At 68.8% G+C, this 25,204-nt stretch carries 17 protein-coding genes; 1 reads left to right on the top strand and 16 read right to left on the bottom strand.

The annotated features are described in order from the left end of the window. The 13 genes from IB223_RS03385 to IB223_RS03325 all read right to left on the bottom strand — a co-directional run bounded on the left by IB223_RS03385 (position 1) and on the right by IB223_RS03325 (position 12,546). The gene (locus IB223_RS03385) at positions 1–858 is read right to left on the bottom strand and encodes a glycosyltransferase family 2 protein (RefSeq protein WP_343227132.1); all 858 of its coding nucleotides are present in this window, start codon (positions 856–858) and stop codon (positions 1–3) included. Further along, positions 842–1,690, bottom strand: a complete 849-nt coding sequence (locus IB223_RS03380; RefSeq protein WP_192200252.1) for a glycosyltransferase — start codon at positions 1,688–1,690, stop codon at positions 842–844. Before IB223_RS03380 ends, IB223_RS03385 begins: the two co-directional genes overlap by 17 nt. Continuing rightward, positions 1,687–3,894 carry a type II secretion system secretin GspD gene (gspD, locus tag IB223_RS03375; protein WP_192200251.1) on the bottom strand — a complete coding sequence of 736 codons (2,208 nt, stop codon included), beginning with the start codon at positions 3,892–3,894 and terminating at the stop codon, positions 1,687–1,689. Before gspD ends, IB223_RS03380 begins: the two co-directional genes overlap by 4 nt. A 9-nt stretch (positions 3,895–3,903) precedes the next feature. Continuing rightward, positions 3,904–4,749, bottom strand: a complete 846-nt coding sequence (locus IB223_RS03370) for a general secretion pathway protein GspN (protein ID WP_192200250.1) — start codon at positions 4,747–4,749, stop codon at positions 3,904–3,906. Further along, positions 4,739–5,347: a type II secretion system protein GspM gene (gene gspM / locus IB223_RS03365; protein ID WP_343227131.1), complete on the bottom strand. Its 609-nt coding sequence runs from the start codon at positions 5,345–5,347 to the stop codon at positions 4,739–4,741. Before gspM ends, IB223_RS03370 begins: the two co-directional genes overlap by 11 nt. Next, positions 5,340–6,482: a PilN domain-containing protein gene (locus IB223_RS03360; protein ID WP_192200248.1), complete on the bottom strand. Its 1,143-nt coding sequence runs from the start codon at positions 6,480–6,482 to the stop codon at positions 5,340–5,342. The genes gspM and IB223_RS03360 overlap by 8 nt, the downstream gene beginning before the upstream one ends. Beyond that, on the bottom strand, positions 6,479–7,330 hold the full coding sequence (locus IB223_RS03355) for a type II secretion system protein GspK (RefSeq protein WP_192200247.1): 852 nt from the start codon (positions 7,328–7,330) through the stop codon (positions 6,479–6,481). The genes IB223_RS03360 and IB223_RS03355 overlap by 4 nt, the downstream gene beginning before the upstream one ends. Then, entirely contained in the window at positions 7,327–7,995 is a 669-nt protein-coding gene (locus tag IB223_RS03350; protein ID WP_192200246.1) for a prepilin-type N-terminal cleavage/methylation domain-containing protein, read from the bottom strand. Before IB223_RS03350 ends, IB223_RS03355 begins: the two co-directional genes overlap by 4 nt. After that, positions 7,992–8,423, bottom strand: coding sequence for a prepilin-type N-terminal cleavage/methylation domain-containing protein (locus tag IB223_RS03345; protein WP_192200245.1), 432 nt, complete (start codon positions 8,421–8,423; stop codon positions 7,992–7,994). Before IB223_RS03345 ends, IB223_RS03350 begins: the two co-directional genes overlap by 4 nt. Next, on the bottom strand, positions 8,420–8,866 hold the full coding sequence (locus IB223_RS03340) for a GspH/FimT family pseudopilin (protein ID WP_192200244.1): 447 nt from the start codon (positions 8,864–8,866) through the stop codon (positions 8,420–8,422). Before IB223_RS03340 ends, IB223_RS03345 begins: the two co-directional genes overlap by 4 nt. An 81-nt stretch (positions 8,867–8,947) precedes the next feature. Next, positions 8,948–9,373: a type II secretion system major pseudopilin GspG gene (gene gspG / locus IB223_RS03335; RefSeq protein WP_225590914.1), complete on the bottom strand. Its 426-nt coding sequence runs from the start codon at positions 9,371–9,373 to the stop codon at positions 8,948–8,950. Between the two features lie 31 nt (positions 9,374–9,404). After that, a complete protein-coding gene (locus tag IB223_RS03330; protein WP_192200242.1) occupies positions 9,405–10,619 on the bottom strand; it encodes a type II secretion system F family protein in 1,215 nt (404 codons plus the stop codon). A gap of 127 nt (positions 10,620–10,746) precedes the next feature. Beyond that, positions 10,747–12,546 (bottom strand): S8 family peptidase, encoded by a 1,800-nt coding sequence (locus tag IB223_RS03325; RefSeq protein WP_192200241.1) that lies wholly within the window; start codon positions 12,544–12,546, stop codon positions 10,747–10,749. Between the two features lie 591 nt (positions 12,547–13,137). Between IB223_RS03325 and IB223_RS03320 the strand changes: the two genes are divergently transcribed. Continuing rightward, positions 13,138–18,927 (top strand): ESPR-type extended signal peptide-containing protein, encoded by a 5,790-nt coding sequence (locus tag IB223_RS03320; protein WP_192200240.1) that lies wholly within the window; start codon positions 13,138–13,140, stop codon positions 18,925–18,927. Positions 18,928–18,994: 67 nt separating this feature from the next. Here IB223_RS03320 and IB223_RS03315 read toward each other — a convergent pair whose 3' ends face one another. The 3 genes from IB223_RS03315 to purL form a co-directional block, all read right to left on the bottom strand. After that, complete coding sequence (locus IB223_RS03315) at positions 18,995–19,444, bottom strand: hypothetical protein (RefSeq protein ID WP_192200239.1); 450 nt, start codon at positions 19,442–19,444, stop codon at positions 18,995–18,997. 4 nt (positions 19,445–19,448) lie between these two features. After that, entirely contained in the window at positions 19,449–21,161 is a 1,713-nt protein-coding gene (gene gspE, locus IB223_RS03310) for a type II secretion system ATPase GspE (protein ID WP_192200238.1), read from the bottom strand. A gap of 81 nt (positions 21,162–21,242) precedes the next feature. Then, positions 21,243–25,139 carry a phosphoribosylformylglycinamidine synthase gene (gene purL / locus IB223_RS03305; protein WP_192200237.1) on the bottom strand — a complete coding sequence of 1,299 codons (3,897 nt, stop codon included), beginning with the start codon at positions 25,137–25,139 and terminating at the stop codon, positions 21,243–21,245. Positions 25,140–25,204: the final 65 nt, after the last annotated feature.

The following is a 25,204-nucleotide window of genomic DNA, read 5'->3' as shown; positions in this document are numbered from 1 at the left end:
TTACCGACGCCGCAGCAGGATGCGCGCGGCCACGGCGCCGAAGTGCAGCCAGATCGCACCAAACACGCCCGTGCGGGTGACCACCCCGCATCGTGCGGCTTCGAACTTGCGGAAGTAGCGCCACAGGCCACGGTGCTTGTGCCACTCCACGAACATCGGCCGCGCGCGGCTCGATACGCCACGGATATGCAGCACCCGGATGTCGTTGGCGACGGCGACCTTTGCCCCTGCCGCGCGTGCACGACGGCAGAGGTCCATGTCCTCGGCATGCAGGCGATAGCCTTCGTCGAACCCGTCGATTCTGTCGAACAGCGCGCGCGGCATCTGCATCAACGCGCCCGACACGATGTCCACCGGCTGCAGCACTTGCCCGTCATCGACCGGCACCGCCAGCCTGGACGCCGCGCCCGGCGAACGCAGCATCGCGGCGAACAGAGGATCGCGACGACGCGCTGCCGCATCGCGCACGCCGCCCTCGTCCACCAGGTCCACGCCCAGCAACACCTCGCCCGTCGCATGGCGGGCGTGCGCGCGCAACCGCGATAGCGTGTCGGCCTCCACCATCAGATCGGGATTCACGAACGCCAACCAAGGCGCATGCGTATCGCGTGCACCCTGGTTGCAGCCGACCGCGAAGCCGGGATTGTCGGGATTGGCGATGAAGCGCAAGCGCGCATCCTGCAGCGCGTGGCGCTGCACGATCTCCATCGTGTCGTCGGTGGAGGCATTGTCCACCACGCGGATCTCGTCCACGCCATGCGCCGTGCGCAGCCGCATCAGGCAGTCGTCGATGCTGGTGGCGCTCTCATGCGTGACCACCACCACGGCGATGCCGGCTGCCTCAACCGAAGAGGTCACGCTGGCGCTCCGGTGATCCCGCTTCGGCGTACAGCGCACCCAACCGTTCGCGCGGTTCGTGCAGCGGATCCTCCATCAGGAACGTTGCCAGCCGCGGCGTGAAGGCGGGCCAGCGTGCGTTCAATGCGTCCATGTCGCCATCGGCAGGACCGCCCTCGCCTCCGCGCGCCACGAAGGCGGTCTCGCACAGGGCGTTGCGCCACCCCAGCCCGGCCAGGCGCAGCGACAGGTCGACCAGCGCGGCGTACCACGAGCCGTAGCTCGCGGCATCCAGGCCACCGACGCGCTTGCGGGCGCTGCCACGCAACGCCACCGCGTGCGCGACAGCCGCCGGAAGCTCCGGATGCAGCGGCGCCATCGCCGCGCAGGCATGCGCCGTGCGTTCGAAATCCGTGGGGGGCGGGCTCACTTCGCCGAGCCGTGGCCAGGCGGCGGCTTCGCCCGCATTGCACCAGGGCGTGGCGGTGGCGATGGCGGCATCGCGGGCGAAACAGGCGGCCAGTTGCTGCAGCCAACCCGGCAAGGGCTGCGCATCCGGTGCCAGCACCACCACGTCGACATCGCCGCAGGCCGCGAGCATCTGGTCCACATGCGCGACTTCGCCCAGCATGCGCGGCCGTCGCGTGTAGTCGGCCTGCAGGCGCGTACGCGTCAGCCAGCGCTCGATGATGGCCAGGCCGCGAGGACCGGCCTGCGCGTCATCGGCCAGCCACAGGCGCGTCCCGGCCGGTGTCCCGGCCTCCAGTGCACCCAGGCAGGCGTCGAGTGCATCGTCATCGGTGCCGATGGGCAGCAGGACGATGGGCAGGGACGATGCGGCGGATGGTGTCACTTGTCGCGCGGCGTGTTCAGGGGTTCCAGCGCGCGGAAGCGCTTGCCGTACTCGTCGGTCAGGTCGTTCGCTTCCTGCGGGTTGCTGACGATGGTCGGCGTCAGCAGCACGATCACTTCGCTGCGCTCGGTGCCGGTGGTCTTCCTGCCGAACAACCCGCCGATGATGGGCAGGCGGCTCAGGCCCGGAATGCCGGACGATCCCTGGGTCGCTGTGTCGCTGATCAGGCCCGCCAGCATCACCGTGTTGCCGGCCTGCACGGCGCCCTCGGTCTTGAAGCGACGCGTGTTGATCCGCACGTTGCCGTTGGCATCCGGCTCGCTGCCGGGCGAGCTGACTTCCTGCACGATATCGAGGAACACCATGCCGTCCCGGGTCACGCGCGGGCGCACCTTGAGGATCACACCCGTATCCAGGTACTGCACCTGACTGTAGGTGTTGTCGGTGCCCAATCCCGGATTGACGGTGACGGACGATATCGGAATGCGGCTGCCGACATTGAGCGTGGCTTCGGCGTTGTTGCGCACGAAGATGGAGGGCGTCTGCAGCAGGCGCACGTCGGACACTTCGTCCAGCGCGGTGATGACGGCCGCCGCGTCGTTCTTGACCAGCGTCCACACGGCCCCCGCGCCACCTACGCCCCCGATGCTGCCGGCGAGCGTGCTCCACTTGCTGGGCCCACCCGCGCCGGGCGCAGCGAAGGGACCGAGGCCGTTGTCGGTCATCGCGCGTTCCAGGTACCAGTTCACGCCGTAGCTCAGGTCGCCGGTCAGCGACACTTCCGCGATCTGCGCTTCGATGTGGACCTGCAACGGCATCACGTCGAGCTTCTCGACCACCTCGCGGATCGATTGCCAGGCGCTGGCGCTGGCACGCACCAGCAGGGTGTTGGTCTCCTCCACGGCGGCCACGCCCACGCGACTGCCGTCGACATCCAGCGTCACCGCGCCGTTGCCGCTGTCACGCTGATTGAGCGAGAGCGACCCGCCACCCAGTCCGCCACCGCCGGAACCGCTGCTGCCCGAGCCGCCGAAATCGACCGAGCCGCCCGTACCGCCCATGCCGCCGTCGTTGATCTGCACGGGATCGGTGCCCGGCATCAGCGACACATTGCCTGGCCCGCCGGTGGAACGGTCATCGCCGCCGGAACCGCTGCCCGACGCGCCGAACACTTCCGCCAGCCGCTGCGCGAGTTCGCGCGCCTTGACGTACTTCAGCTCGTACGAAAACAACCGGCTGCCTTCGCCCGCACCGTCGATGCGCTCCAGCCACTGCTGGATCTGGTCGAGATAGGCCGGCTGCGGGGTGATCACCAGCACCGCATTCGCGCCTTCCAGCGGCATGAAGCGGAACATGCCGGCGCTGGGCGTCTTGCTGTCGTTACCGAACACCTTCTCCAGGTCGGCGACCACGCGCGTGGCGCGGCCGGACTGGAGCGGGAACACGCCCACCGACATGCCCGACAGCCAGTCCACGTCGAAGATCTCGACGGTGCGGAGATAGTTCTCCAGTTCCGAGCGGGTGCCGGCGAGCGTGATGACGTTGCGGGTGGCATCGGTGTTGACGATGGCGTTGGGCCGCGCGTAGGGTTCCAGCACCTTCTTCATCTCGCTGGCGGAGATGAAACGCAGCGGCACCACGCGCACCTCGAAACCACGCGCATTGGCGGGGCTGCCGGTACCGGGCGCCACGCTGCCGGCCAGGGCCTGGTCGGCGGGCACGATGTTGTAGCGGCCACCGCTGTAGACCAGCCGGGCGTTGTTCCAGCCCAGCACCATTTCCAGCAGGTTCAACGCCTCGGCGGGCGACACCGGCTTGGGTGTGCCCAGCGTGACCGTGCCCTGCACGCCCGGGGCGATCACGTAGTTCTGCCCCAGCATGTCGCCAAGGATCGCCTTGACCACGGCGTGCACGGATTCGCCTTCGAAATTGAAGGTGGCCGATCCGCTGCTTGCGCTGCCCAGCGACGGCATCGGGGCGGCCGCTGCGCTGCGGTTGATCATCTGGCCGCTGCCACGACGGATCTGCGCCTGCGGACCACCGACCGGCGCCTCGGCTTCCGCCAAGGGTGCGGTCTGCGCGCTGCCGGGCACGACCTCGCCCGGCGGGGTGGTCGCAGAGCGGCGCACATCCGGCACCGGCGCGCTGGCACAGCCGGCCAGCAGGCCGAGGCAAAGGGAAAACAGGATCACACGTGGCGTCATGCCGGCACTCTACTGTGTCTTGCCGGGCGTTGCCGGCGGCGTGGTGGGTTGCGCCTGCTGCTGGCGCAGCTGCGCACGGCGCTGCTCGATGCGCTGGCGGATGGCTTCCATCTGCTGGTCGGTGGTCGTGGCCGGTGCGGCCGTCGCGTCGTTGGCGCGTGGCGGCGAGGGTGCAGGCACTGGCACCGGCCCCTGTGCAGCCGGCGACGGCACGGTCGGCATGACGGCGGGGGCATTGTTGCCGCCGGTCGTGCGGCTGCCCGGCATGGGCGCGGGCATGGGCACACCGGCCGGCGGGACGGCCGTCAGTGGGGGTCCGCCTGGCGCCCCGCCCACGAAGGGGGTGGGCGGCTGGCCGCCGGCGCCGTCGAAGACACGCAGTTCCAGCTCGCGCCGACCTTCGGGGCCATCGAACACGGCCCGACGCGGTGCCAGTTCGCTCAATCGCCAGCCCGGGAAGCCTGCAGGGGATTCGCCCACCTTCACCCGCAAGCCCTCGCCGCCCTGCGCAGGCTGGACGATGGCCAACTCCAGCGATGGCGTGATCAGCACGCTGCTCAGCACCAGGTCGAAGGCCGGTGCAGCGGCTTCCTCGCCGGACAGGAAGAACGGCTTGGGCCGGCGGTCCTCCGAGAACAGCGGCCGTTCGCCGACCTCCGCGTAGCGGGTCAACGCACCCAGGCGTTCCGGCGGACCGGGAGGCAGGCGTGGCAACGCCTGGACGAGCGCGGGATCGGCGGGCAACGGTGTGATGTGGCCACCCAGCCCGAACAGCGCCAGCAGCGCGACCAACACCGCCCATCCCGCCGTGACGGCGAGGATCCAGGTGCGCGCGGTCCAGGCCTCAAGGCGCACGGGGCGGCTCCTGCACGGCGGCGGGCGCGGGCTTGAGATAACCGTACAGGTCGAAGTTCACGTCCAGCCCGCCTGCACCGCTTTCGCTGGCCTGGAACGCATACCGCTGCGCGAGGATGTTGAGATTCTCGACGAACAACCGCGGGCTGCCGGACTCGATCTGGTGCAGCACCGACGCCAGTTCGGGCGCACCGCAGCGCAGGCGCACCTGCACCACCACGCGCGGATAGACCTCGCGGCCGGCGATCGCCAGCGGCGACTGGTTGGCGATGGCGCAACTGCGGTTGCCGGGACTGGCCTGCCTGACGACGGTTTCCAGTCGCTGCACCAGTCCGGCGGTGGCGAGTTCCACCGTCGCCTCGGGCAGGAACCCCGGACGCTGCGCCTGCTGCGCGAGCGCCGCAGCCAGTTCGCGCTGCACCTGCGGCGCCTGCTGGAGCTGGGTGCGGATGCGCAGTTCACGGTCGCGCAGTTCCGCCACGCGCACGTTCACTTCCTGCATCGGCACCGTCCACCACGGATGCACCAGCACCAGATAGCCGAGCAGCATCGCCACCAGCAGCAACGCCAGGGCCAGCCAGCGATCACGTTCAGTCACGGCCAGCGGCATCGGCGCCTCCCTGCGTACCCGCGGTGGCGGGTTCCTGCTTGCCCAGCAACTCGGCGGTGAGGGTGAAGCGGTCCATGCGCGTGCGCGGGTCGGGCTGCAGCGCCCCGCTCAAGGCGGGATTGCGCCACAGCGGCGATTCCTGCAGCCGTGCGACCAGCCCCGATGCCTCCGGACTGAAGCCGATCAGTGTCAGTCGATCTCCCTCGATGGCCAGTTTCTCGAGATAGGTGTTGTCCGGCAGTCGCCGGGTCACGTCGTCCATCACTTCCAGCGCGGTGGGACGTCGTGCGCTGGTCTGGTTCAACGTGGCCGTACCGGCGACGAGATCGACCAGCTGCTGGCGGCGCGATGCCACCTGGCGCGCCTCGTCGGCGCGGCTGTCCACCTGCGCGGCAAAGGCCTCCGCCGCCGCACGCCGGTTGTCGAGTACCGCCCAGGCACCGAACACCAGGGCGATCAGCGCGACCGCCGCCAGCGCCAGGTGCACACCGCGCTGCGGGGCCTGGCGGGCCACGCGGGCCTCCTCGGGCAACAGGTTCACGCCCAGCGGCCCGCCATCGGCATCTTCAACATCGGCGCCCGCCAGCTCGCCCGCCAACGCACCCAGCCGGGCCAGGCCGCCGGTGAATGCGGATTTCGGCACCGCCGCCAGTTCGACATCGAGTTGACCGTCGTCGCGGACGCTCAGCACGCGCGCATCGAAACAGGCCTCGTTCGCGGTGAAAGGCGTCTGCCGGTCGAGTTCGAACCGCAGCACGTCGCGCAGGCGATCCGCCGCCGCCGCCGGCAACAGCACGCGGCGACGCAGCACCATGCCCGCCGGCACCAACCACCAGCGCGGAAGATTCGCAAGGCGGCTGCCGAGCAGCATGCGCAGTTCGTCGGGCGTGGTCGTGGCAGGCAGGCGCGCCAGCACGTGGCGCTGCGTACCCTCCACCCAGGCCATCTCGAGTTCGTCGTCCTGCTGCCGGAAGAACAGCCGGTCGCGGGTCAGGCCAAGCAGCACGCGCCAGCGCGCCGGCAACCAGGTCGCCAGCGCCTGTCCCCACCACGCCAGGAAACTGCGTGGTCCGGGCCCCAGACGTGCCCGGAACTGCTGCAAGGTGTCGCGTACGCCGCTCATTGTGGTGCCGCTCCCTCCTCCCAGCGCAACAAGGTATAGGCCGAACCCGGTACCGGGCTGGCTCCCGCGCGCACCACTGTCCATAACGACGCCTCGCGGCCATCGGCCAGCCGCGCACGGCTCTCGATACTATACGTGCCGCTGCCGGTACCGACGAGTTCGTTGCTGCCCGTGACACCGGTCGCGTTGCGCTGCGCCAGCCATGCCGTCGCGTCCATCCCCATCGCCGCCAGTACCGGCCCCTGCGCATAGGTGGCATCGGGTTGCCCACGTCCCGAATACAGGGTGAGGAAGGGCGCCAGCTGCGCGTACAGCGTCGGTGTCATGCCCAGGACCTGTTCGACTTCCGCGATGGTTTCGAACGGCGCGTCCTTGGCACCGTAGTCGCGCCCCGCCGCTGCATAGTCGCCATCCTCCGCGCCCCCGACGGGCTGGCTCAGGTTGTCGGCATCCCGCCAGTCCACGATCGCGGCGGCGATCAGGTCGCTCGCGTCGGACGGTTGCCCGAGCACCTGCATCAGGCGCGACAGCAGGGACACATCCGCCTGGTTGAGGTCCACCTTGCCGGTCTCGTCGATGATGCGTACCTGCACGTCATGGCCATCGAACTTCCAGGCATACGCACGGCCATTGGGTTGCCAGTGCGTTTCCGGATTGCGGTCCGCCACGCGCACCAGCGCATATTCCATGCCGGAGCGCGCGATCTCCTGCGCCACCGCGCCGCGGCTCCCCACCCGTCCCTGCAATGCTTCCATCCTTGCGGTCAACGCGAACGCCCCCACCAGCGCGGTGAGCAGTGCCACCAACCACAGCACGATCAACAGGGCCGCTCCATGTTGCCGTTTCATGGCAGCACCGGATTCACGCCACCGGGAAGCAGTCCGCCACCCGCACCACCTTCGCTGCGCGCCAGCGTGACCACCAGGTCGGGCCAGCGCCCTCCACGCACCGCGTCCATTTCGATCTTCACCTGCAGCGGCAGCATCTCCGATGTTTCCCAGCGGTCCTGCCATGGGCCAAGCCGGTTGTCCGCATCCAGCCCGCGGTAGCGGAAACGCACCGCACGCAGGCCGTCGGCCAGGCGCTCGGCGCGCAGTCCACGCGCCCACAGGTCCACATCTTCCAGTGAGGCATCCGGTTGCGCGACGGCGAACGCGACCTGCAGGCGCCCTTCTCCGTCGAATGCCACGTCGTGCAGATACGGCCCACCGTATCCCAGGTAGTCCGGCAGGTCGGCCACGAAACGCATGCGCTGCGGCGTGCCGATGAAACGCGCCTCGCGGAGGCTGCCACGATCGGTCGCGAACACGATGGGTTGCGCCGATGCCAGCCGTGCGCGCAGGTAACCATGCACGGCACGCATGCGTTCGCTGGCCTGCGCCATGTCCTCGCCGCGCGTGACGACCGCAGTGGACGAACGCAGGGTGGCGAACGCCAGTGCCAGGCCGGCGGCCAGCAATACCAGCGCCACCAGCACTTCGATCAGGGTGAAGCCGCGCTGCGGTGATCTCATGGCAGCGTCGCCTGGTTGATGTCGCGCGGCGCCAGCCGCAACGTCCGCCACTGCAGGGACTGGTCGCGCGCATCGCCCCAGCTCACCACCAGGCGCACATCCAGCAATTGCGGTGCGCCTGCGTCGCGTTGCGCCCGCGCGGCCAATGGGTCGGCGAACGGCGACACGTCCAGGTGCCAGCGGTAGCGGTCGCCATCGAAGCTGCCTTCCTGCCGACCGGGCTGCAGGACTTCGCCGGTACCCAGCTGGGCGAGCAGCGACTGCGCATGCAGCGTGGCGCGACTGCTGTCGGCCGATGTCCGCACCTGCCGGCTCGCGCCCGAGAGCGCGCCGAGCAGCAACGTCAACGCCAGCGCCAGCAGCGCGAACGCGACGATGACTTCGAGCAGGGTGAAGCCGCGTTGCTGCCGTCGCGCGCCAATGCTCATCGCGCAGCGACCACATCGCGCACCAGGCGCACTTCACCGGTCAGCCATGCCACGTCGGCACTCCACGCCGCCTGTCCGGCCGCGAGGGTCACGCGTCCGCCGGTCGAGCCACCGTCGGGAAAGAAGAGGATCGCGCCTTCGCCCGCGCGTTCCTGCGCCTGCCGTGCACCCGTGAAGCGCACCGACAACGAAGCATCGATGTCGCCATGGCGATCACCGGCGGCCTCCCATCGGTGCGCGCGCGGATCCACGAGAAAACGCTGCGGCTGTCCCGTGGCGATGGCACGCGCACGCGTGTAGCGCAGCTGCGCCGCGATCTCCTTGGATTCCGAGCGCAGGCGCATGCCCTCCATCCCGCCGGTGAACATCATCGCCGCCAGCAAGGTAGCGGCCGCCATCAAGGTCATGACGAGCAATGTTTCCAGCAGGGTGAAGCCGCCCATGCGCGCCCTGGGGCCCACGGGCCTGGTGGCGGTCACCGGTGAAGTGGCGCGGCGGAATGCCACGGTCGCGGGCGCAGGCGCTTATTCGTTCTTGATGTCCGCATTGACGCTGTCGCCGCCAGCCTTGCCATCGGCACCGAGGCTGATCAGGTCGAAGCGCTGCGCTTCGCCGGGGATGCGGTATTCGATGGGATTCTTCCACGGATCCTGCAGTTCGCTTTCCTTCGCGTACGGTCCCAGCCAGCCGGCCGCGTTGCCCGGCTGCGTCACCAGGTCCGAGAGCTGCGTGGGGTAATGGCCGGTATCCAGCTGGTAGGTCTCGACCTTGCCGGACAGCGTCTGCAGCTGCGATTGCGCAAGCTTCACCTTGCCGCTGTCGGCACCGCCCATCACGCGGCTGCCCACCAGCACCAGGATGCCGCCGATCAGCACCAGCACGATGATGATTTCCAGCAGGCTGAAGCCCTGCTGCGACCTGGGGGAATGGAACGCGTTCATGGGGCGCATGCGGGACATGGTGGCGGACTCTCCAGTGTTCTCAATTGATGGCGCCGGTCAGATCGTACAGCGGGACCAGCACGGCGACGATGACGATGCCCACGACGCCCGCCAGGACCAGCGTGATGGCAGGCACCAGGGCGGCCAGCATACGGTCCAGCACCTGAGCGGTTTCCTGCTCGAAGGTTTCGGCCGTCTTCAGCAGCATGCTGTCCAGGGCACCGGACTCCTCGCCCACCTGGATCATCTGCAGGGCCAGCCGCGGAAAGCGCTTGCCCTTGGCCAGCGACGCGGACAGGCCATGCCCGTTCTTCACGTCCTCGGCGGCGGCATCGACGTCGGACGCCAGCGCCCGGTTGCCCAGCACGTTGCGGGCGATGCCCAACGCGGTCAGCAGCGGCACCCCGTTCTTCAGCAGCGTGCCCAGCGTGCGCGCCAGGCGCGCGGTTTCCAGCCGGGCCAGCAACGGCCCAGCCAGCGGCCTGTCCAGCAACCACGCATCCAGCCGGCCACGGAACACGGGATCGCGGCGACGACGATCGAACCAGAGCACCGCCAGCAGCGGCAGCGCGACCAGCACGAACCAGAAATCGCGCACGAAGCTGCCCACCCACAGCACGCCGCGCGTGAACCACGGCAGCGCGACATCCAGGCTTTCGTACATCACCGCGAACTGCGGGACCACGTAGCCCAGCAGGAACAACAGCGCCAGGCCGACCACTACCAGCAGGATGGCCGGATACACCAGCGCATTGACCACGCGCCCCTTCAGCGCGCGGCTGCGCTCCAGGTAATCGCCCAGCCGCTGCAGCGTGTCGTGCAGGCTGCCACCCGCTTCGCCCGCGCGCACCATGTTGATGTACAGGCGGGAGAAGAGACCGTGCTGACGGTCCAGCGCGGTGGAGAGCGGCGCACCGCCACGCACGGCATCGCGGATGTCGCTGATGACCCGTCGCGCCTTCTCGTCCTCGGGCAGGTCCAGCAGGATGCCCAGCGCACGGTCCAGCGGCTGGCCTGCGCCCAGCAGCGTCGCCAGTTGCTGGGTGAACTGCACCAGCCGGCCACCCGCGAATGCATTCGGTCGCCACAACTGGCCCCAGCTGCGCCCACCTCCTGCAACGGCCAGCGCGGCCTCGACCGGCAGGTGGCCCTGCTCCTGCAGGCGAGCCACCACTTCGGCGTCGCTGGCGGCCTCCATCTGGCCTTCCAGCATCTCGCCGTGTGCATCAAGTGCCTTGTAGCGGAAAAGCGGCATGCGGGACGTTGGCCGGGGAATGCGCAAAGTTACCGCATTCCGCCGGGCAACGTCATGCAGGGATACGCGACTGCGACATGAAACGGCCCCGGCATGCCGGGGCCGTCGCATCGCGCCCGCACTTGCCTCACGGCGCGGTGAAGCTCCCCCTCAGGCTGACGTTGGCGAACTTCGTCTTGCCCACCAGCGACACGTAGTACGTGCCCGCCTGCGGCGCGGCGATGTTGACCACTTCGTTGTTGCCGGGACGCGCCGACCGCAGGTCGTAGTTCGTCGCCGTGGCCGCACTGCCGAACTTCACGTAGACATCGGCATTACCGCTGCCGCCAAAGCTGATGAACGACAGACTGGTGGCGCCGGCCGGCACGACGAGGGCGTACTGGATGACGGCGTCCTTCGCGCCCGTATTGCCGCCGACGGCCACGTTGTTGGTCAGCAAGGTCGCTGTCGGGGGTTGCCCACCGTCGATGACGGCCTGTACCGCCGCGGCCGCATTGACAATGCCCGCACCGATCGGCCGGTTGGCGGGCGGTGCGACCGGGAAAGGACGCGCCGTCGACTTCAAGGTAGCCAGGATCTGCGCAGGCGTCAGCGGTGTTTCGGCGACGCTCTGCATCAACGCGACGACCGCCGCCACGTGCGGCGCCGACATCGACGTGCCGCCCATGCCGAAATACGTCTCGGTGGTGGGCACGGTGGTACCCGCGTTGCCCGTGGACCAGACGTAGCCGCCCGGATTGCCGTCCACGCTGCCACCGCCACCCGGCGCGGAGATGTCGATGCGCGTGCCGTAGTTCGAATACGACGCGATGCCGCCGGTGATGCGCGTCGCGGCCACGGTGATCACGCCGGCGCAGTTGCCGGGCGAATATCCGCTCACGTTGCCGGCATCGTTGCCGGCTGCCACGACGACCGTGCTGCCGTTCGCGATGGCCTGGTTGAAGGCATTCTGTTCGACGGCGCTGCAGGCACCGGATCCACCCAGGCTCAGGTTGATCACTTCCGCGGGATTCGCGTTGGCGGGCACGCCGGCGACGGTGCCGCCGGAGGCCCAGATCACCGCATCGGAAATGTCGGAGGTGTAACCACCGCAGCGACCCAGCACGCGTGCGGGCACCACCTTCGCATTGAATGCACCGCCCGCCATGCCCTTGGCGTTGTTGGTCACTTCGGCGACCGTGCCCGCCACGTGGGTGCCGTGCCAGCTGCTGTCCTGCACCGGCGACCCGGCATAGCATTCGCCTGCCACCGGATTCCAGTCGCCCTCGTCGAGCGGATTCGCGTCGCGCGCATCGCCATCGCGGGACACGAAGGTGTCGCTGATGAAATCGTAGCCGGGCAGAATGTTCGCATCAAGATCGCTGTGGGGCGTGATGCCCGTGTCCAGCACGGCCACCACGACGCCTGCGCCCGTCGCGTTGTCCCATGCAGCCGGCAGGTTGATGCCGCCGACGGGATCCTTGAAGTGCCACTGATACTGGTTGTAGTAGGTATCGTTCGGCACGAGGCGCGCGTAGCGGCGCGCATCGACTTCGACGAAGTCCACCTCCGGATCCATTGCCAGCTGTCGCAGCAGGCTCTCCGCCTCCACGCGATCCAGCTTGCGCGACGTCTTCACCAGTTCCGCGCCGATCCCCAGGCGACGGAGTTTCGAAGCGCTCACCGCCTTCCCGTTCGCGGATCCCAGGGCCGCCCGGGATACCGCACCGAGCAACGAACGTTGCAGCGTGGTGGCGTTGGTACGCGCGACGCTGCCGTCCCGGTACTTCACGATGAACCGATCATAGGTTTCGCCGTCGCGCAGCCCGGCAGTGCTGACATCGCCCGCCGATGCCGATGTAGCGAACGCCCCGAACGCGATGATTGCGGTGAGCGACGCCGCCAAGGGGCGGCGACGCGAATTGCGGAAAGAGGAATGTGGATTCACTTGACCTGCTCCATGTCTGCAAGGAAGAACGAACTGGGTAACGCGTTTACAACGTGCCTACTCAACGACTTGCGATTTCCATTTCAAGCGGATCGTCCAGGTACCCCTGTTTACCTGCCACGACACTCTTCACGCAGGGAACACGCCGCGTACACATGGCATTAACACCTTGTTTTCAGCTGTTTTCCCGCGTTGCGTCGAACGTAGCAAATCTCTCGCAAATTGCACAACGCGCATGTAGTGTTCTGACACACGGAGCTGTTTTGCATCATCTCGGATCAGGGGATGGGGAATGCGGGAAGCCTTTATCGATGCGATGTTCTTCTTCGCATCTTCACGTCACCACGTCTCGGCCCACGCGTCATTCGCGATGCACGGCGCACGCGAAACTTGGCATGGCGACGCCCGGCCACTGCATCCGGATCTCCTTCTCCCGCTTCCGCAGAACATCTCGTGCAATCCGGCGTCGCGCCTCCCCTGTCGCGCGCCGCGCTGTCTGTTCCCCTGACGTAGTCCACCGTAGAACGCCCGTCGCCGTGGCGTCGGGTGCTGTCGCATTCCCCCGAAAACACAGAATGAAGGACGTGATCCATGAACAGGATTTACAGCAAGGTGTGGAACCCTTCCCTCGGCATGCTGGTGGTGGCATCGGAGTTCGCCCGACGCGCGCATGGCGTCATGTCGTCCGGCGCCCGCGTGCGTGCGCGTCTTGGCGTGACGCTGCTCGCTTCGGCACTGCTCGCGGGTGCGCCGTTCGGCGCGGCATTGGCCCATGACAAGCAGAAGGGCCAACCGCGGAACGACAAGCCGCAGATCGGAACGGGACCTGCCTACTGTGTGGATGCACGTGGCAATCCGATCAAGGACGGGCGCCCCGGCGAGAATGCGGTGTCGTGCGGCGACGGCGTCGATGCGTCCGGGCGCCACGCGGTTGCGGTCGGCTACAAGAGCATTGCCAACAAGGCAGGAGCGACCGCCGTAGGCGGTTACGCCGAAGCCACGGGCGTGAATGCCACCGCCGTCGGGTACGACAGCAGCGCGACCGCGCAAGGCGCGACGGCGCTGGGCAGCCAGAGCAACGCCGCCGGCGGGAATGCGACCGCCGTCGGCACGCAGGCGAACGCGACGGGCGCCGGCGCCAGCGCGGTGGGCACGGGAAGCCAGGCCACCGGTGCCTATGCCGGCGCCTTCGGCAGTTCCTCCACCGCATCGGGCACGCAGGCCCTGGCGGCCGGCCACACCAGCACCGCCACCGGCATTGCGACCGTTGCGCTCGGCGGCTTCTCCAGTGCCTCGGGCGATTTCGACACGGCTGTCGGTTACGGCGCCGATGCCAGCGGCGGCGACAGCACGGCACTGGGCTCGGGCTCCATCGCAACGGGCTACAACAGCGTCGCAGTCGGCGGTTCGCTGCTGGGCTTCCTGCCGACCGAAGCGTCGGGCGATTTCTCCACGGCGGTCGGTGGCGGCGCGTGGGCTCCGGGCACCAATGCGACCGCCATCGGCAACCTCGCCTCTGCAACCGCAGACAACAGCGTGGCGCTGGGTGGCGACTCGGTTGCCGATCGCGAAGACACGGTCTCGGTCGGAAGCGCTGGTAGCGAACGGCAAATCACCAACGTCGCCGCCGGTACCGAGGGCACCGATGCGGTCAATCTGGATCAATTGAACGCGGTCGCCGAGGCATCGGAAAACGCCACGCGCTACTTCAAGGCGAACGGCGCCAACGATGGCACGGACGACGCCACCGCCAACGGCGACCATGCGACAGCGTCCGGCTCGGCGGCACTGGCCGACGGCGTCGGTGCGACCGCGACGGGCTCAGGCGCGTTCGCACTGGCCAACGGAGCGACGGCCACCGGCTTCAACGCGACCGCGACCGGCGAGAACAGCATCGCCAGCGGTGCGGGCGCGCAGGCATCGGGATCCGGCGCGGTCGCGCTCGGCGGACAGCGTCAGTTGTTCGACGAGAACGGCGATCCGCTGCTCGATGAAGAGGGCAATCCGGTCTACGCCAGCACGGAGGCGACGGCGGACGATGCGACGGCCCTGGGTGCCGGCGCGGTCGCCAGCGACATCGGGGCGACGGCGACGGGCGCAGGCGCGAATGCGTCCGGTGCGTATTCCTCCGCGCTCGGTACCGAGGCTACTGCATCGGGCATCCAGGCGACGGCCGTCGGCTTCCGCAGCGATGCTTCGGACGATGCCGCCTCTGCCATCGGCAGCTACAGCAGTGCCTCCAACTTCGGCGCCTCCGCGTTCGGCTACGGTGCCGAGGCCAGCGGCGACAGCGCTACCGCGCTCGGTTTCGGTGCCGTGGCGAGCAACTGGGATGCGACGGCGCTCGGATCGAATTCCATCGCCAGTGGCGACAACAGCGTGGCAGTCGGTGGTGCATTCTTCGGCCTCATTCCGACCGAAGCCTCGGGCGACTACTCCGTCGCGGTCGGCGGCGGCGCGTATACCCCGGGCTTCAATGCCGTCGCGCTGGGCAACCTGGCCACCGCCGAAGCCGACAACAGCGTGGCCATCGGTGGCGACTCCGTGGCCGACCGCGAGGACACGGTCTCCGTCGGCAGTGCCGGCAGCGAACGGCAGATCACCAACGTCGCCGCCGGTACCGAAGGCACCGATGCGGTCAATCTGGATCAGTTGAACGCCGTCGCCGAGGCATCGGAGGACGCCACCCGCTACTTCAAGGCCAATGGCGAAGGCGATGGCAGCGACGATGCGACCGCCAATGGCGACTACGCGACGGCATCGGGCTCGGCGGCCTTCGCCGACGGTGCCGGTGCGACGGCGACGGGTTCCGGCGCGTTCGCCCTGGCCGACGGTGCGACGGCGACCGGCTTCAACGCCACCGCCACCGGCAGCAACAGCCTCGCCAACGGCAGCGGCGCCGAAGCCAGTGGCGAATCCAGCATTGCCGTCGGCGGACAGGTGGATGCGTTCGATGCCGACGGCAACCCGATCACCGTCAACACCGTGGCGTCCGGCCTCGGCGCAACGGCGGTGGGCTCCGGCAGCCTGGCGTCCGCCCTCGGCAGTTCGTCGTTCGGCGTACTCAGCGAAGCGAGTGGCGAAGCCAGTTCCGCGTTCGGCTACGGCAGCACGGCCACGGGTTCATACGCTTCCAGCTTCGGCCATGCGAGCGGTGCGACCGGGGACTACAGCGTGGCCGTCGGTGGGCCGGCCGACCTGATTCCCGGGTTCGGTTTCCTCGTCTATACGCAGGCGAGCGGCTTCAGCGCAGCGGCGTTCGGTTCCGGTGCGATCGCGGCAGGCGACTACAGCCTGGCCGCCGGCAGCCTGTCGGAAGCCTCCGGCCTGGAGAGCACCGCAGCCGGCTTCTTCTCGTACGCGCCCGGCGATTACGCCACGGCGCTGGGCGCGGAATCGTGGGCCAGCGGCGACAACAGCACGGCGGTCGGCTTCTACAGCACCGCGCTGGGCGACAACAGCGTGGCGCTCGGCGCCAACTCGGTGGCGGATCGCGACAACACGGTGTCGGTGGGTGACGCGGGCAGCGAACGCCAGATCACCAACGTGGCGGCCGGTACCGAAGGCACCGACGCTGTCAATGTCGATCAGTTGACCGCAGTTGCCGAGGCCTCCGAAGAGGCCACACGCTATTTCAAGGCAAACGGCGCCAATGACGGCACCGACGATGCCACCGCCAACGGCGACTACGCGACCGCCTCCGGTTCTGCCGCGCTGGCGGACGGCGTGGGTGCAACCGCTACCGGCTCCGGTGCGTTCGCGCTCGCCGATGGCGCCACTGCCACTGGCTTCAACGCCACCGCCGCCGGCGCGAACAGCGTTGCCAACGGTGCCGGCGCACAGGCGGCAGGTGCTGGGTCGGTTGCGATCGGCGGACAACGCCAGCTGTTCGACGAGAACGGCGACCCGCTGCTCGATGAAGAGGGCAATCCTGTCTACGCCAGCACGGAAGCGACGGCGGACGACGCCACCGCGCTCGGCGCCGGCGCCATCGCCAGCGAAGCCGGCGCAACGGCTACCGGTGCAGGTGCGAACGCATCCGGGGCCTATTCCACCGCCTCGGGCACGGAAGCCAGCGCATCCAACACGCAGGCCACCGCGGTGGGCTTCCGCAGCGATGCGTCCGGTCTCGCTTCCACCACCATGGGCGGCTACAGCAGCGCAGGCGGCGATTTCGCCTCGGCATTCGGCTACGGCGCCGACGCGGCGGGCAGCGGCGCGACGGCGGTGGGCGAAGGCGCGAGTGCCGGCGGCGAGGAAAGCACGGCCGTCGGCGGCACCACGTTCTTCGGGTTGATCAACACGCGCGCGAGCGGCACCGGCGGTTCCGCCTTCGGCAACGGGGCGTGGGCCACGGGCGAGTACAGCACCGCGATCGGCCACAACAGTTACGCCGATGGTGACGACAGTGTGGCGCTGGGCGTGAACTCGGTGGCGGGCGCGACCAACAGCGTGGCGATCGGCGCCAATTCGTGGAACGACCGCGACGACACGGTGTCGGTGGGCGATGTCGGGGCGGAACGCCAGATCACCAACGTGGCGGCCGGCACCGAAGGCACCGATGCGGTGAACCTGGACCAGCTCAACGCCCTCGCCGATGCATCGGAAAATGCCACGCGCTACTTCAAGGCCAATGGCGCAGGCGACGGCAGCGATGACGCCACCGCCACCGGCGACTACGCAACGGCCTCCGGTTCGGCCGCGCTGGCTGACGGTGTCGGTGCGACTGCCACGGGTTCGGGCGCCTTCGCGCTCGCGAACGGCGCAACGGCCAGCGGCTTCAATGCCACCGCCACCGGCGAGAACAGCGTCGCCAACGGCGCGGGTGCGCAGGCGACGGGCGCCGGTGCGGTCGCATTGGGCGGACAGCGCCAGCTGTTCGACGACAACGGCGATCCACTGCTCGATGAAGACGGCAATCCTGTCTACGCGAGCACCGAGGCGACGGCGGATGACGCCACGGCGGTGGGTGTAGGCGCGGCGGCCGGCGACACCGGCGCGACCGCGACCGGCGCGGGCGCCACGGCGTCGGGCGCCTACGCCACCGCAACCGGCACGGAAAGCGCCGCGTCGGGCCTGCAGGCCACCGCGACCGGTTTCCGCAGCGATGCGTCGGGTGACGCCGCCACCGCCGTCGGTGGATACAGCAGCGCGTCCGATTTCGGTGCATCCGCGTTCGGGTATGGCGCCGAGGCCGGCAGCGACAGCGCCACCGCGCTGGGCTTCGCCGCCACCGCCAGCAACTTCGACGCGACAGCAGTAGGCTCTCGCGCCATCGCCAGCGGCGACAACAGCGTGGCGGTGGGTGGCGCGTTCTTCGGCGCGCTGGCGACGGAAGCCTCGGGTGATTACTCCGTTGCCGTCGGCGGCGGTGCGTACACGCCGGGATTCAACGCCGTCGCGCTGGGCAACCTGGCAACGGCGGAAGCCGACAACAGCGTCGCCATCGGCGGCGATTCGGTGGCCGACCGCGAGGATACGGTCTCCGTCGGCAGCGCCGGCAGCGAGCGGCAGATTGCCAACGTCGCGGCCGGCACCCAGGCCACCGATGCCGTGAACCTGTCGCAGCTGAGTTTCGTCGCCAGTGCATTGGGCGGCGGCGCCGGCTTCTCCGGCGGCGTGTTCATCGCGCCGAGCTACACGATCCAGGGCACGTCGTACAACAACGTGGGCGCGGCATTCACGGCCGTCGACGCTAAGCTCAACGAGTTGTACGGGATGTACAGCGGATCGAGCAGCGGCACAACGGCATCCACCGGTGCGGCGCCGCCGACGCAGGCCAGCCAGGGCCAGGTCGCCGGCGAAACGGCGTCCGCGCCGAGCACCGGCGGGACCGCGTCGACGCCGACACGCGGCACGGCGACGACCACGGATGCCGCCGGCAGCGGCGCCGTGGCCAGTGGCCAACCGGCGGTCGCGGCACCGACCGACGCCACCGCGGCAGCGGACGTGCCGGCAGCGGCCGCGTCCTACGCCGATGCGGGCGACGCCAACACGCTCAGCAGCGCACAGTCCTATACGGATCAATCCTCGGCGAGCACGTTGGCCAGCGCGAAGGCCTATGCTGACTTCCAGGTCAAGGCGCTGGAGGACGACTTCAATGCCTTCCGTGGTGACGTGGACCGCCGCTTCTCCGAGCAGGATCGCAGGCTCGACAGGATGGGTGCGATGAGCTCGGCGATGTTGAACATGGCGATCAACGCAGCGGGCAGTCGCAGCCCGCGCGGCCGCGTGGCCGTGGGTGCGGGCTGGCAGAACGGCGAGAACGCGTTGTCGGTGGGCTATTCCAAACCCATCGGCGAGCGTGCGTCCTTCAGCATCGGCGGTGCGTTCAGTGGTGACGAGAAGTCGGCCGGCGTGGGTTTCGGTATCGACCTGTAAGTTCCGTTTGCGCAACAGACAAGGGCCCGGCATTGCCGGGCCCTTGTTCCCTGCCGGAAGCCCGGACTCAGTCGCAGGCCATGCGGCCGGCCGGCAGGACGCGGGGATTGCCCAGCGCGAAATGCTTCACCGGCTGTTCCCACATCTCGAAGGAAGAAATGCCCGGGGTGACGCCGCAGCTGCTGGCGTAGGTGAACTGCTCTCCGTCCATCGAGACGTAAAGATCGAACTTGATCGCCACCGGCAACGTGCTGCTGACCATCAGGGTGGTCTGTGCAGCGTCGCCACTGCGCGCGGCGCGCAGGTTGCCCGGTTCACCGCCGGCCGGCGCGGACGCCGTGACCTTGCCGTCGACGATCTCGACCTGCAGCGCCAGCGACGGCGATGCCGTGCCGACCGCGAAGCCGGCCGGGAGCTCGCCACGCGCCAGCGTCTTCGACGCGGCCTTGCCGGCCGACGCGACGGCCGGTATCGCGCACATCGCCACGACCAGGCAGCCCGCACGCATCCTGTTCATCGCCTCAGCCCTCCTCGGTCACGCGCAGCACTTCCTCGATGGTCGTCTCGCCGGCAAGCGCCTTGACGATGCCGTCCTCGTACATGGTACGCATGCCCGAGTCGCGCGCGAGCTGTTCCAGTTCGCCCATCCCGGCGTGGCGCATGATGGCGCGGCGGATTTCGTCGTTCATCACCAGGAACTCGACGATGGTGGTGCGTCCCAGGTAACCGGTCGGCGCGATGGCCGAACCACGCGGGCGATACAGGTAGATCTCGCCATGCGGCTGGAAGCGGCGCAGGGCGAATTTCTCGATTTCCTCGGGCGATGCGGGGTACCGCTCCGCATGCGTGGGCTCCAGCCGCCGCACCAGCCGCTGGGCCAGGATGCCGTTGACCGTGGAGGTCATCAGATAATCCTCCACGCCCATGTCCAGCATGCGGGTGATGCCGCCGGCCGCATTGTTGGTGTGCAGCGTACTGAGCACCAGGTGGCCGGTCAGCGCCGACTGGATGGCGATGCGCGCGGTTTCAAGATCGCGCATTTCGCCGATCATGATGATGTCCGGGTCCTGGCGCACGATGCTGCGCAGCGCGTGCGCGAAGTCCAGCCCGATCTGCGGCTTGGCCTGGATCTGGTTGATGCCTTCGATCTGGTACTCGACCGGGTCCTCGACCGTGATGATCTTGACGTCCGGCGTGTTGAGCCTGCTCAGCGCGGTGTACAGCGTGGTGGTCTTGCCCGAGCCGGTCGGGCCGGTGACCAGCAGGATGCCGTGGGGTTGTTCCAGCACCTTCTGGAACTGCGGCAGGAACGCATCGGTGAAGCCCAGCTTCTTGAAGTCGAACACCACCGTCTCGCGGTCCAGCAGGCGCATCACCACGCTTTCGCCGTGCGCGGTGGGCATGGTGCTGACGCGGAGGTCCAGTTCCTTGCCCTGCACGCGCAGCATGATGCGCCCGTCCTGCGGCAGGCGGCGCTCGGCGATGTTGAGCTTGGCCATGATCTTGACGCGGCTGATGACCGCCGCAGTCAGGTTGGCGGGCGGGCTTTCGCCTTCCTCCAGCACGCCGTCGATGCGGTAGCGCACCTTCAGGCGGTTCTCGAACGGTTCGATGTGGATGTCCGACGCGCGCAGCTCGACCGCACGCTGGATGACCAGGTTGACCAGGCGGATGACCGGCGCCTCCGAGGCAAGGTCACGCAGGTGTTCGACATCATCCAGGTCTGCGGTGGCCTCGCCGTCCGCATTTTCGACGATGGCACCCATCGCGCTGCGGCCCTGCCCGTAGTAGCGCTCGATCAGGTCGCTGATCTCCGAGCGCAGCGCCACGCGGGGCCGCACTGCGCGGCCGGTCGCCAGGCGTACCGCTTCCAGCGCGTAGCGGTCCTGCGGATCGGCCATCAGCAGATCGACGTGGGCCTCGTCCTCGCCCACCGGGCAGACATGGAACTGCTTGAGGAAACGCTGCGAGAGCACCACCGATTCCGGCGGCGCGTCCGGCGCATCCTTCGCCGCGACCAGGGGAAGCTCCAGCACCTCGGCGGCGGTCTCGGCATGGTCGCGCTCGGAGACCAGTCCCAGCCGCGACAGCAGCGCCAGCAGATCGCCACCGGTCTCGTCCTGCAGCCGGCGGGCACGCGCCAGGTCGGCCTCCTTCAGGCGTCCGCGCGCCAGCAGGGCCGCGACGATGCGCTCGTCGTCGGAAAGCGGATTGTCGAGCGCGGCAGCGTTCACGGAAGCCTCCTTGAAGGCCCGGACTTTATCAGGTGCCGCGTTGCCCGGGCGTGGCCCGCCGTCGCCGGCGGGCACGCACGATCATCCCACCCACACCCGCGCATTGCGGAACATGCGCAGCCACGGCGAATCTTCCGGCCAGTCGGCCGGATGCCAGCTGTGGTTGGCGCTGCGCGGAGTGCGTTCCGGGTGCGGCATCAGGATGGTGGCGCGACCGTCGTCGCTGGTCAGGCCGGTGATGCCATCGGGCGAACCGTTCGGATTCTGCGGATACGACGCCGCCACCTGGCCATCGCCGTCGATGAAACGCAATGCGACGCGGACCGCGCCCTGGTCGGCCGGACTGGCGAAGTCCGCGCGCCCTTCGCCATGCGCGACCGCGACGGGGATGCGCGAGCCGGCCATGCCACGGAAGAACACCGACGGCGACTCCACTACTTCGAGCAACGACACCCGCGCCTCGAACTGTTCGCTGCGGTTGCGCAGGAAGCGGGGCCAGTGCGTCGCACCGGGGATGATGTCCTTCAACTGGCTCATCATCTGGCAACCATTGCAGACGCCCAGCGAGAACGTGTTGTCGCGCGCGAAGAACGCCGCGAACGCATCACGCAGCGCGCTGCGCTCGAGGATCGAGGTCGCCCAGCCGCGTCCGGCGCCCAGTACGTCGCCATAGCTGAAACCGCCGCACGCCGCGATGCCGCTGAAATCATCCAGCGCCACGCGGCCGCTGATCAGGTCGCTCATGTGCACGTCGAACGCATCGAAACCGGCGCGGGTGAAGGCCGACGCCATTTCGATCTGGCCATTGACGCCCTGCTCGCGCAGGATCGCGACCTTCGGGCGTTTGCCCGTGGCGATGAACGGCGCAGCGACATCGTCACCCGCATCGAACGACAGCTTCGGTTTCAGCCCGGTGCGGCCGAACTGGCGCGTGGTCTCGCGCTCCTCATCGGCCGTCTCCGGGTTATCGCGCAGCTTCTGCATCGCATGCGTCACCGACCACCAGGCATCGAACAGCTCTTCCCAGCGCCACTCGGCCAGCACGTCACCCTCCTGCTGCACGCGCACCACGGCGGCGGTCGTCGGGCGCGCGATGCGCTGCGCGCACTCCGTCAGCGCATGGTGTTCGATCAGGTCGGCGAAGGCGGCACGATCCTCGTCGGCCACCTGCACCACCGCGCCCAGTTCCTCGGCGAACAGCGTGCGGAAGGCATCGTCGCCCCAGCCGTCCAGGTTGATGTCCAGGCCCCGATGCGAGGCGAACGCCATCTCGCACAACGCGGCGAACGCGCCGCCGTCGCTGCGGTCGTGGTAGGCCAGCAGCAGGCCGGCCTCGCGCGCATCCGCGATCAGGTGGAAGAAATCGCGAAGGCGCTGCGAATCGTCGAGATCCGGCACGCTTTCGTCACGACCGTCACCGGCGAACGCCGGCCACGCGCCCTCGCCGCCCGACTGCGGATACACCTGCGCCAGCACGGAACCGCCGAGACGCTTCTTGCCCGCACCCAGGCCGATCAGCCACAGCTCGCTGTCGTCTTCGCGCGACAGCAGCGGCGTCAGTTGCTGGCGCACGTCGGTCACCGGCGCGAAGGCGCTGATGATCAGGGAGACGGGCGAAACGGATTTCTGCGCTTGGCCATCGCTGTGCCACTGCGCCTGCATCGACAGCGAGTCCTTGCCTACCGGGATGCTGATGTCCAGGTCCGGGCACAGCTCCATGCCCACGGCCTTCACCGCATCGAACAGCAGCGCGTCCTCGCCGGGATGGCCGGCGGCGGCCATCCAGTTGGCGGACAGCTTCACGCGATGCAGCGATTCCACCGGCGCGGCGCACAGGTTGGTGATGGCCTCGCCCACCGCCATGCGGGCGGCGGCAGCGGCATCGAGCAGGGCCAGCGGCGTGCGTTCGCCGATGGCCATCGCTTCGCCGACGAAGCCTTCATAGCCGCTCAGCGTGATGGCGCAATCGGCCACCGGCATCTGCCACGGGCCGACCAGCTGGTCGCGTGCGGTCAGGCCGCCGACGCTGCGGTCGCCGATGGTGATCAGGAACTGCTTGGAGGCGACCGTGGGATGCGCGAGTACGCGCAGGCCGGCGTCACGCAGATCCAGGCTTGCCGTCTGCAGGGCGGGCCACTTCGGCGCATCGGGATATCCGGTATCGCGGTGCATCTTCGGCGCCTTGCCGAACAGCACGTCCATCGGCAGGTCGATGGGGGCATCGGCAGGAATGTTGCCCGGGGTCGCTCCGTAGGCCACGACGAGATGTTCTTCCTTCGTCGCCACGCCCACGGCGGCAAACGGACAACGCTCGCGTTCGCAGATCGCCGCGAATTCGGCCAGCCGCGCCTGCGGCACGCCGAGCACGTAACGCTCCTGCGATTCGTTGCACCACAACTGCATCGGCGACAGCGAGGGATCGTCGCTGGGCACCTTGCCCAGGTCGATCACGCCGCCCACGCCGGAATCGTGCAGCAGTTCGGGGATCGCGTTGGACAGGCCGCCCGCGCCCACGTCGTGGAACCACAGGATCGGATTGTCTCCGCCCATCGCCACACAGCGGTCGATGACTTCCTGGCAGCGGCGCTCCATCTCCGGGTTGTCGCGTTGCACGCTGGCGAAATCGAGTTCCTCTGCGCTCTCGCCCGAGGCCACCGAACTCGCGGCGCCGCCGCCCAGGCCGATCAGCATGGCCGGTCCGCCGAGCACGATGACGGCGTCACCGGCCGACAGCGTCTTCTTCTCCACCTGGATGCGGTCGATCGCGCCGAGGCCGCCGGCCAGCATGATCGGCTTGTCGTATGCCCGGGTCAGGCCGGCGCCTTCGGGCAGCTCGAAACTGCGGAAGTAACCCAGCAGGTTCGGCCGGCCGAATTCGTTGTTGAACGCGGCACCGCCCAACGGGCCGTCGAGCATGATGTCCAGCGCTGGCGCCATGCGTGGATTCAGCGCGCGCGTCGCTTCCCACGGCTGAGGCAGCGTGGGGATGCGCAGGTGCGACACCGAGAAGCCGGTCAGGCCGGCCTTGGGCTTGCCACCGCGGCCGGTCGCGCCTTCGTCACGGATCTCACCGCCGGCACCGGTGCTGGCACCGGGGAACGGCGCGATCGCGGTCGGGTGGTTGTGCGTTTCCACCTTGATGCAGAAGGCCGAATCCAGCGTCGCCTCGAGGCGGTACTGGCCGCTTCCGTCCGGACGGAAGCGCGCCGCCGGGTAGCCTTCGACCACCGCGGCGTTGTCGCTGTAGGCGCTGAGCGTGTGCTCCGGCGTCTGCGCATGGGTGTGCTTGATCATCCGGAACAGCGAGCGGTCCTGCTCCTTGCCGTCGATGGTCCAGCTGGCGTTGAAGATCTTGTGCCGGCAGTGCTCGGAGTTCGCCTGCGCGAACATCATCAGTTCGACGTCCGAGGGGTCGCGGCCGAGTTCGGTGTAGCGCGTGCGCAGGTAGTCGATCTCGTCGTCCGCCAGCGCCAGGCCCAAGCGGGTGTTGGCCGCTTCCAGCTGCGCCAGCGGGATGCGCTCCAGTTCGCCGCGCGCGGGCGCGGTGAACAACGCCTGCGCCTGGTCGCGGGTGGTCAGCAGGGACTGCGTCATCGGGTCGTGCAGCGCCTTGGCCAGCGCCGGCTGGCCGTCGTCCCAGCCCTCGAGGTCGATGCGCAGGCCGCGCTCGACGCGCTTCACCGGCTGGCCGGCGCCGCGCAGCAGTTCGGTGGCCTTGCTGGCCCACGGCGACAGCGTGCCCAGGCGCGGGGTGACGAAGCGCGATACCGCGCCATCGGCCAGCGCCGCCGCCTCGTCACCCGCCTGCAGGATGCGGCGCAACGTGGCCAGGTCCGGCGTAGCGCCGGCCTCTGGTTCGATGAAGTAGACATGCCAGGCACCGCAGATGCGGACACCGGAGGCCATCGACTGGAGCTTGGATTCGAGCCGCGCGCGGCGGAAGTGCGACAAGGCCGGTTGGCCTTCGAGGACGATCATGTCCGGAACCGTGGGGGCGTAGCCGTCAGGACGGGGCCCGCTATTGTAGCGAAGCCGGCGCAAGG

Origin of the sequence: Pseudoxanthomonas sp. PXM03 (genome assembly GCF_014852005.1) — a bacterium.
In the GTDB taxonomy this organism is placed as follows: domain Bacteria; phylum Pseudomonadota; class Gammaproteobacteria; order Xanthomonadales; family Xanthomonadaceae; genus Pseudoxanthomonas_A.
Note: the sequence above shows the minus strand (reverse complement) of the source record. Positions and strands in the feature narration are given on the sequence as shown.

Bases quoted from the DNA above. Each gene is read 5' to 3' on its own strand.
- gspD (WP_192200251.1), bottom strand. From the start codon at position 3,894: ATGACGCCACGTGTGATCCTGTTTTCCCTTTGCCTCGGCCTGCTGGCC.
- IB223_RS03360 (WP_192200248.1), bottom strand. From the start codon at position 6,482: ATGAGCGGCGTACGCGACACCTTGCAGCAGTTCCGGGCACGTCTGGGG.
- IB223_RS03355 (WP_192200247.1), bottom strand. From the start codon at position 7,330: ATGAAACGGCAACATGGAGCGGCCCTGTTGATCGTGCTGTGGTTGGTG.
- IB223_RS03350 (WP_192200246.1), bottom strand. From the start codon at position 7,995: ATGAGATCACCGCAGCGCGGCTTCACCCTGATCGAAGTGCTGGTGGCG.
- IB223_RS03345 (WP_192200245.1), bottom strand. From the start codon at position 8,423: ATGAGCATTGGCGCGCGACGGCAGCAACGCGGCTTCACCCTGCTCGAA.
- IB223_RS03340 (WP_192200244.1), bottom strand. From the start codon at position 8,866: ATGGGCGGCTTCACCCTGCTGGAAACATTGCTCGTCATGACCTTGATG.
- gspG (WP_225590914.1), bottom strand. From the start codon at position 9,373: ATGCGCCCCATGAACGCGTTCCATTCCCCCAGGTCGCAGCAGGGCTTC.
- IB223_RS03330 (WP_192200242.1), bottom strand. From the start codon at position 10,619: ATGCCGCTTTTCCGCTACAAGGCACTTGATGCACACGGCGAGATGCTG.
- IB223_RS03320 (WP_192200240.1), top strand. From the start codon at position 13,138: ATGAACAGGATTTACAGCAAGGTGTGGAACCCTTCCCTCGGCATGCTG.
- IB223_RS03315 (WP_192200239.1), bottom strand. From the start codon at position 19,444: ATGAACAGGATGCGTGCGGGCTGCCTGGTCGTGGCGATGTGCGCGATA.
- purL (WP_192200237.1), bottom strand. From the start codon at position 25,139: ATGATCGTCCTCGAAGGCCAACCGGCCTTGTCGCACTTCCGCCGCGCG.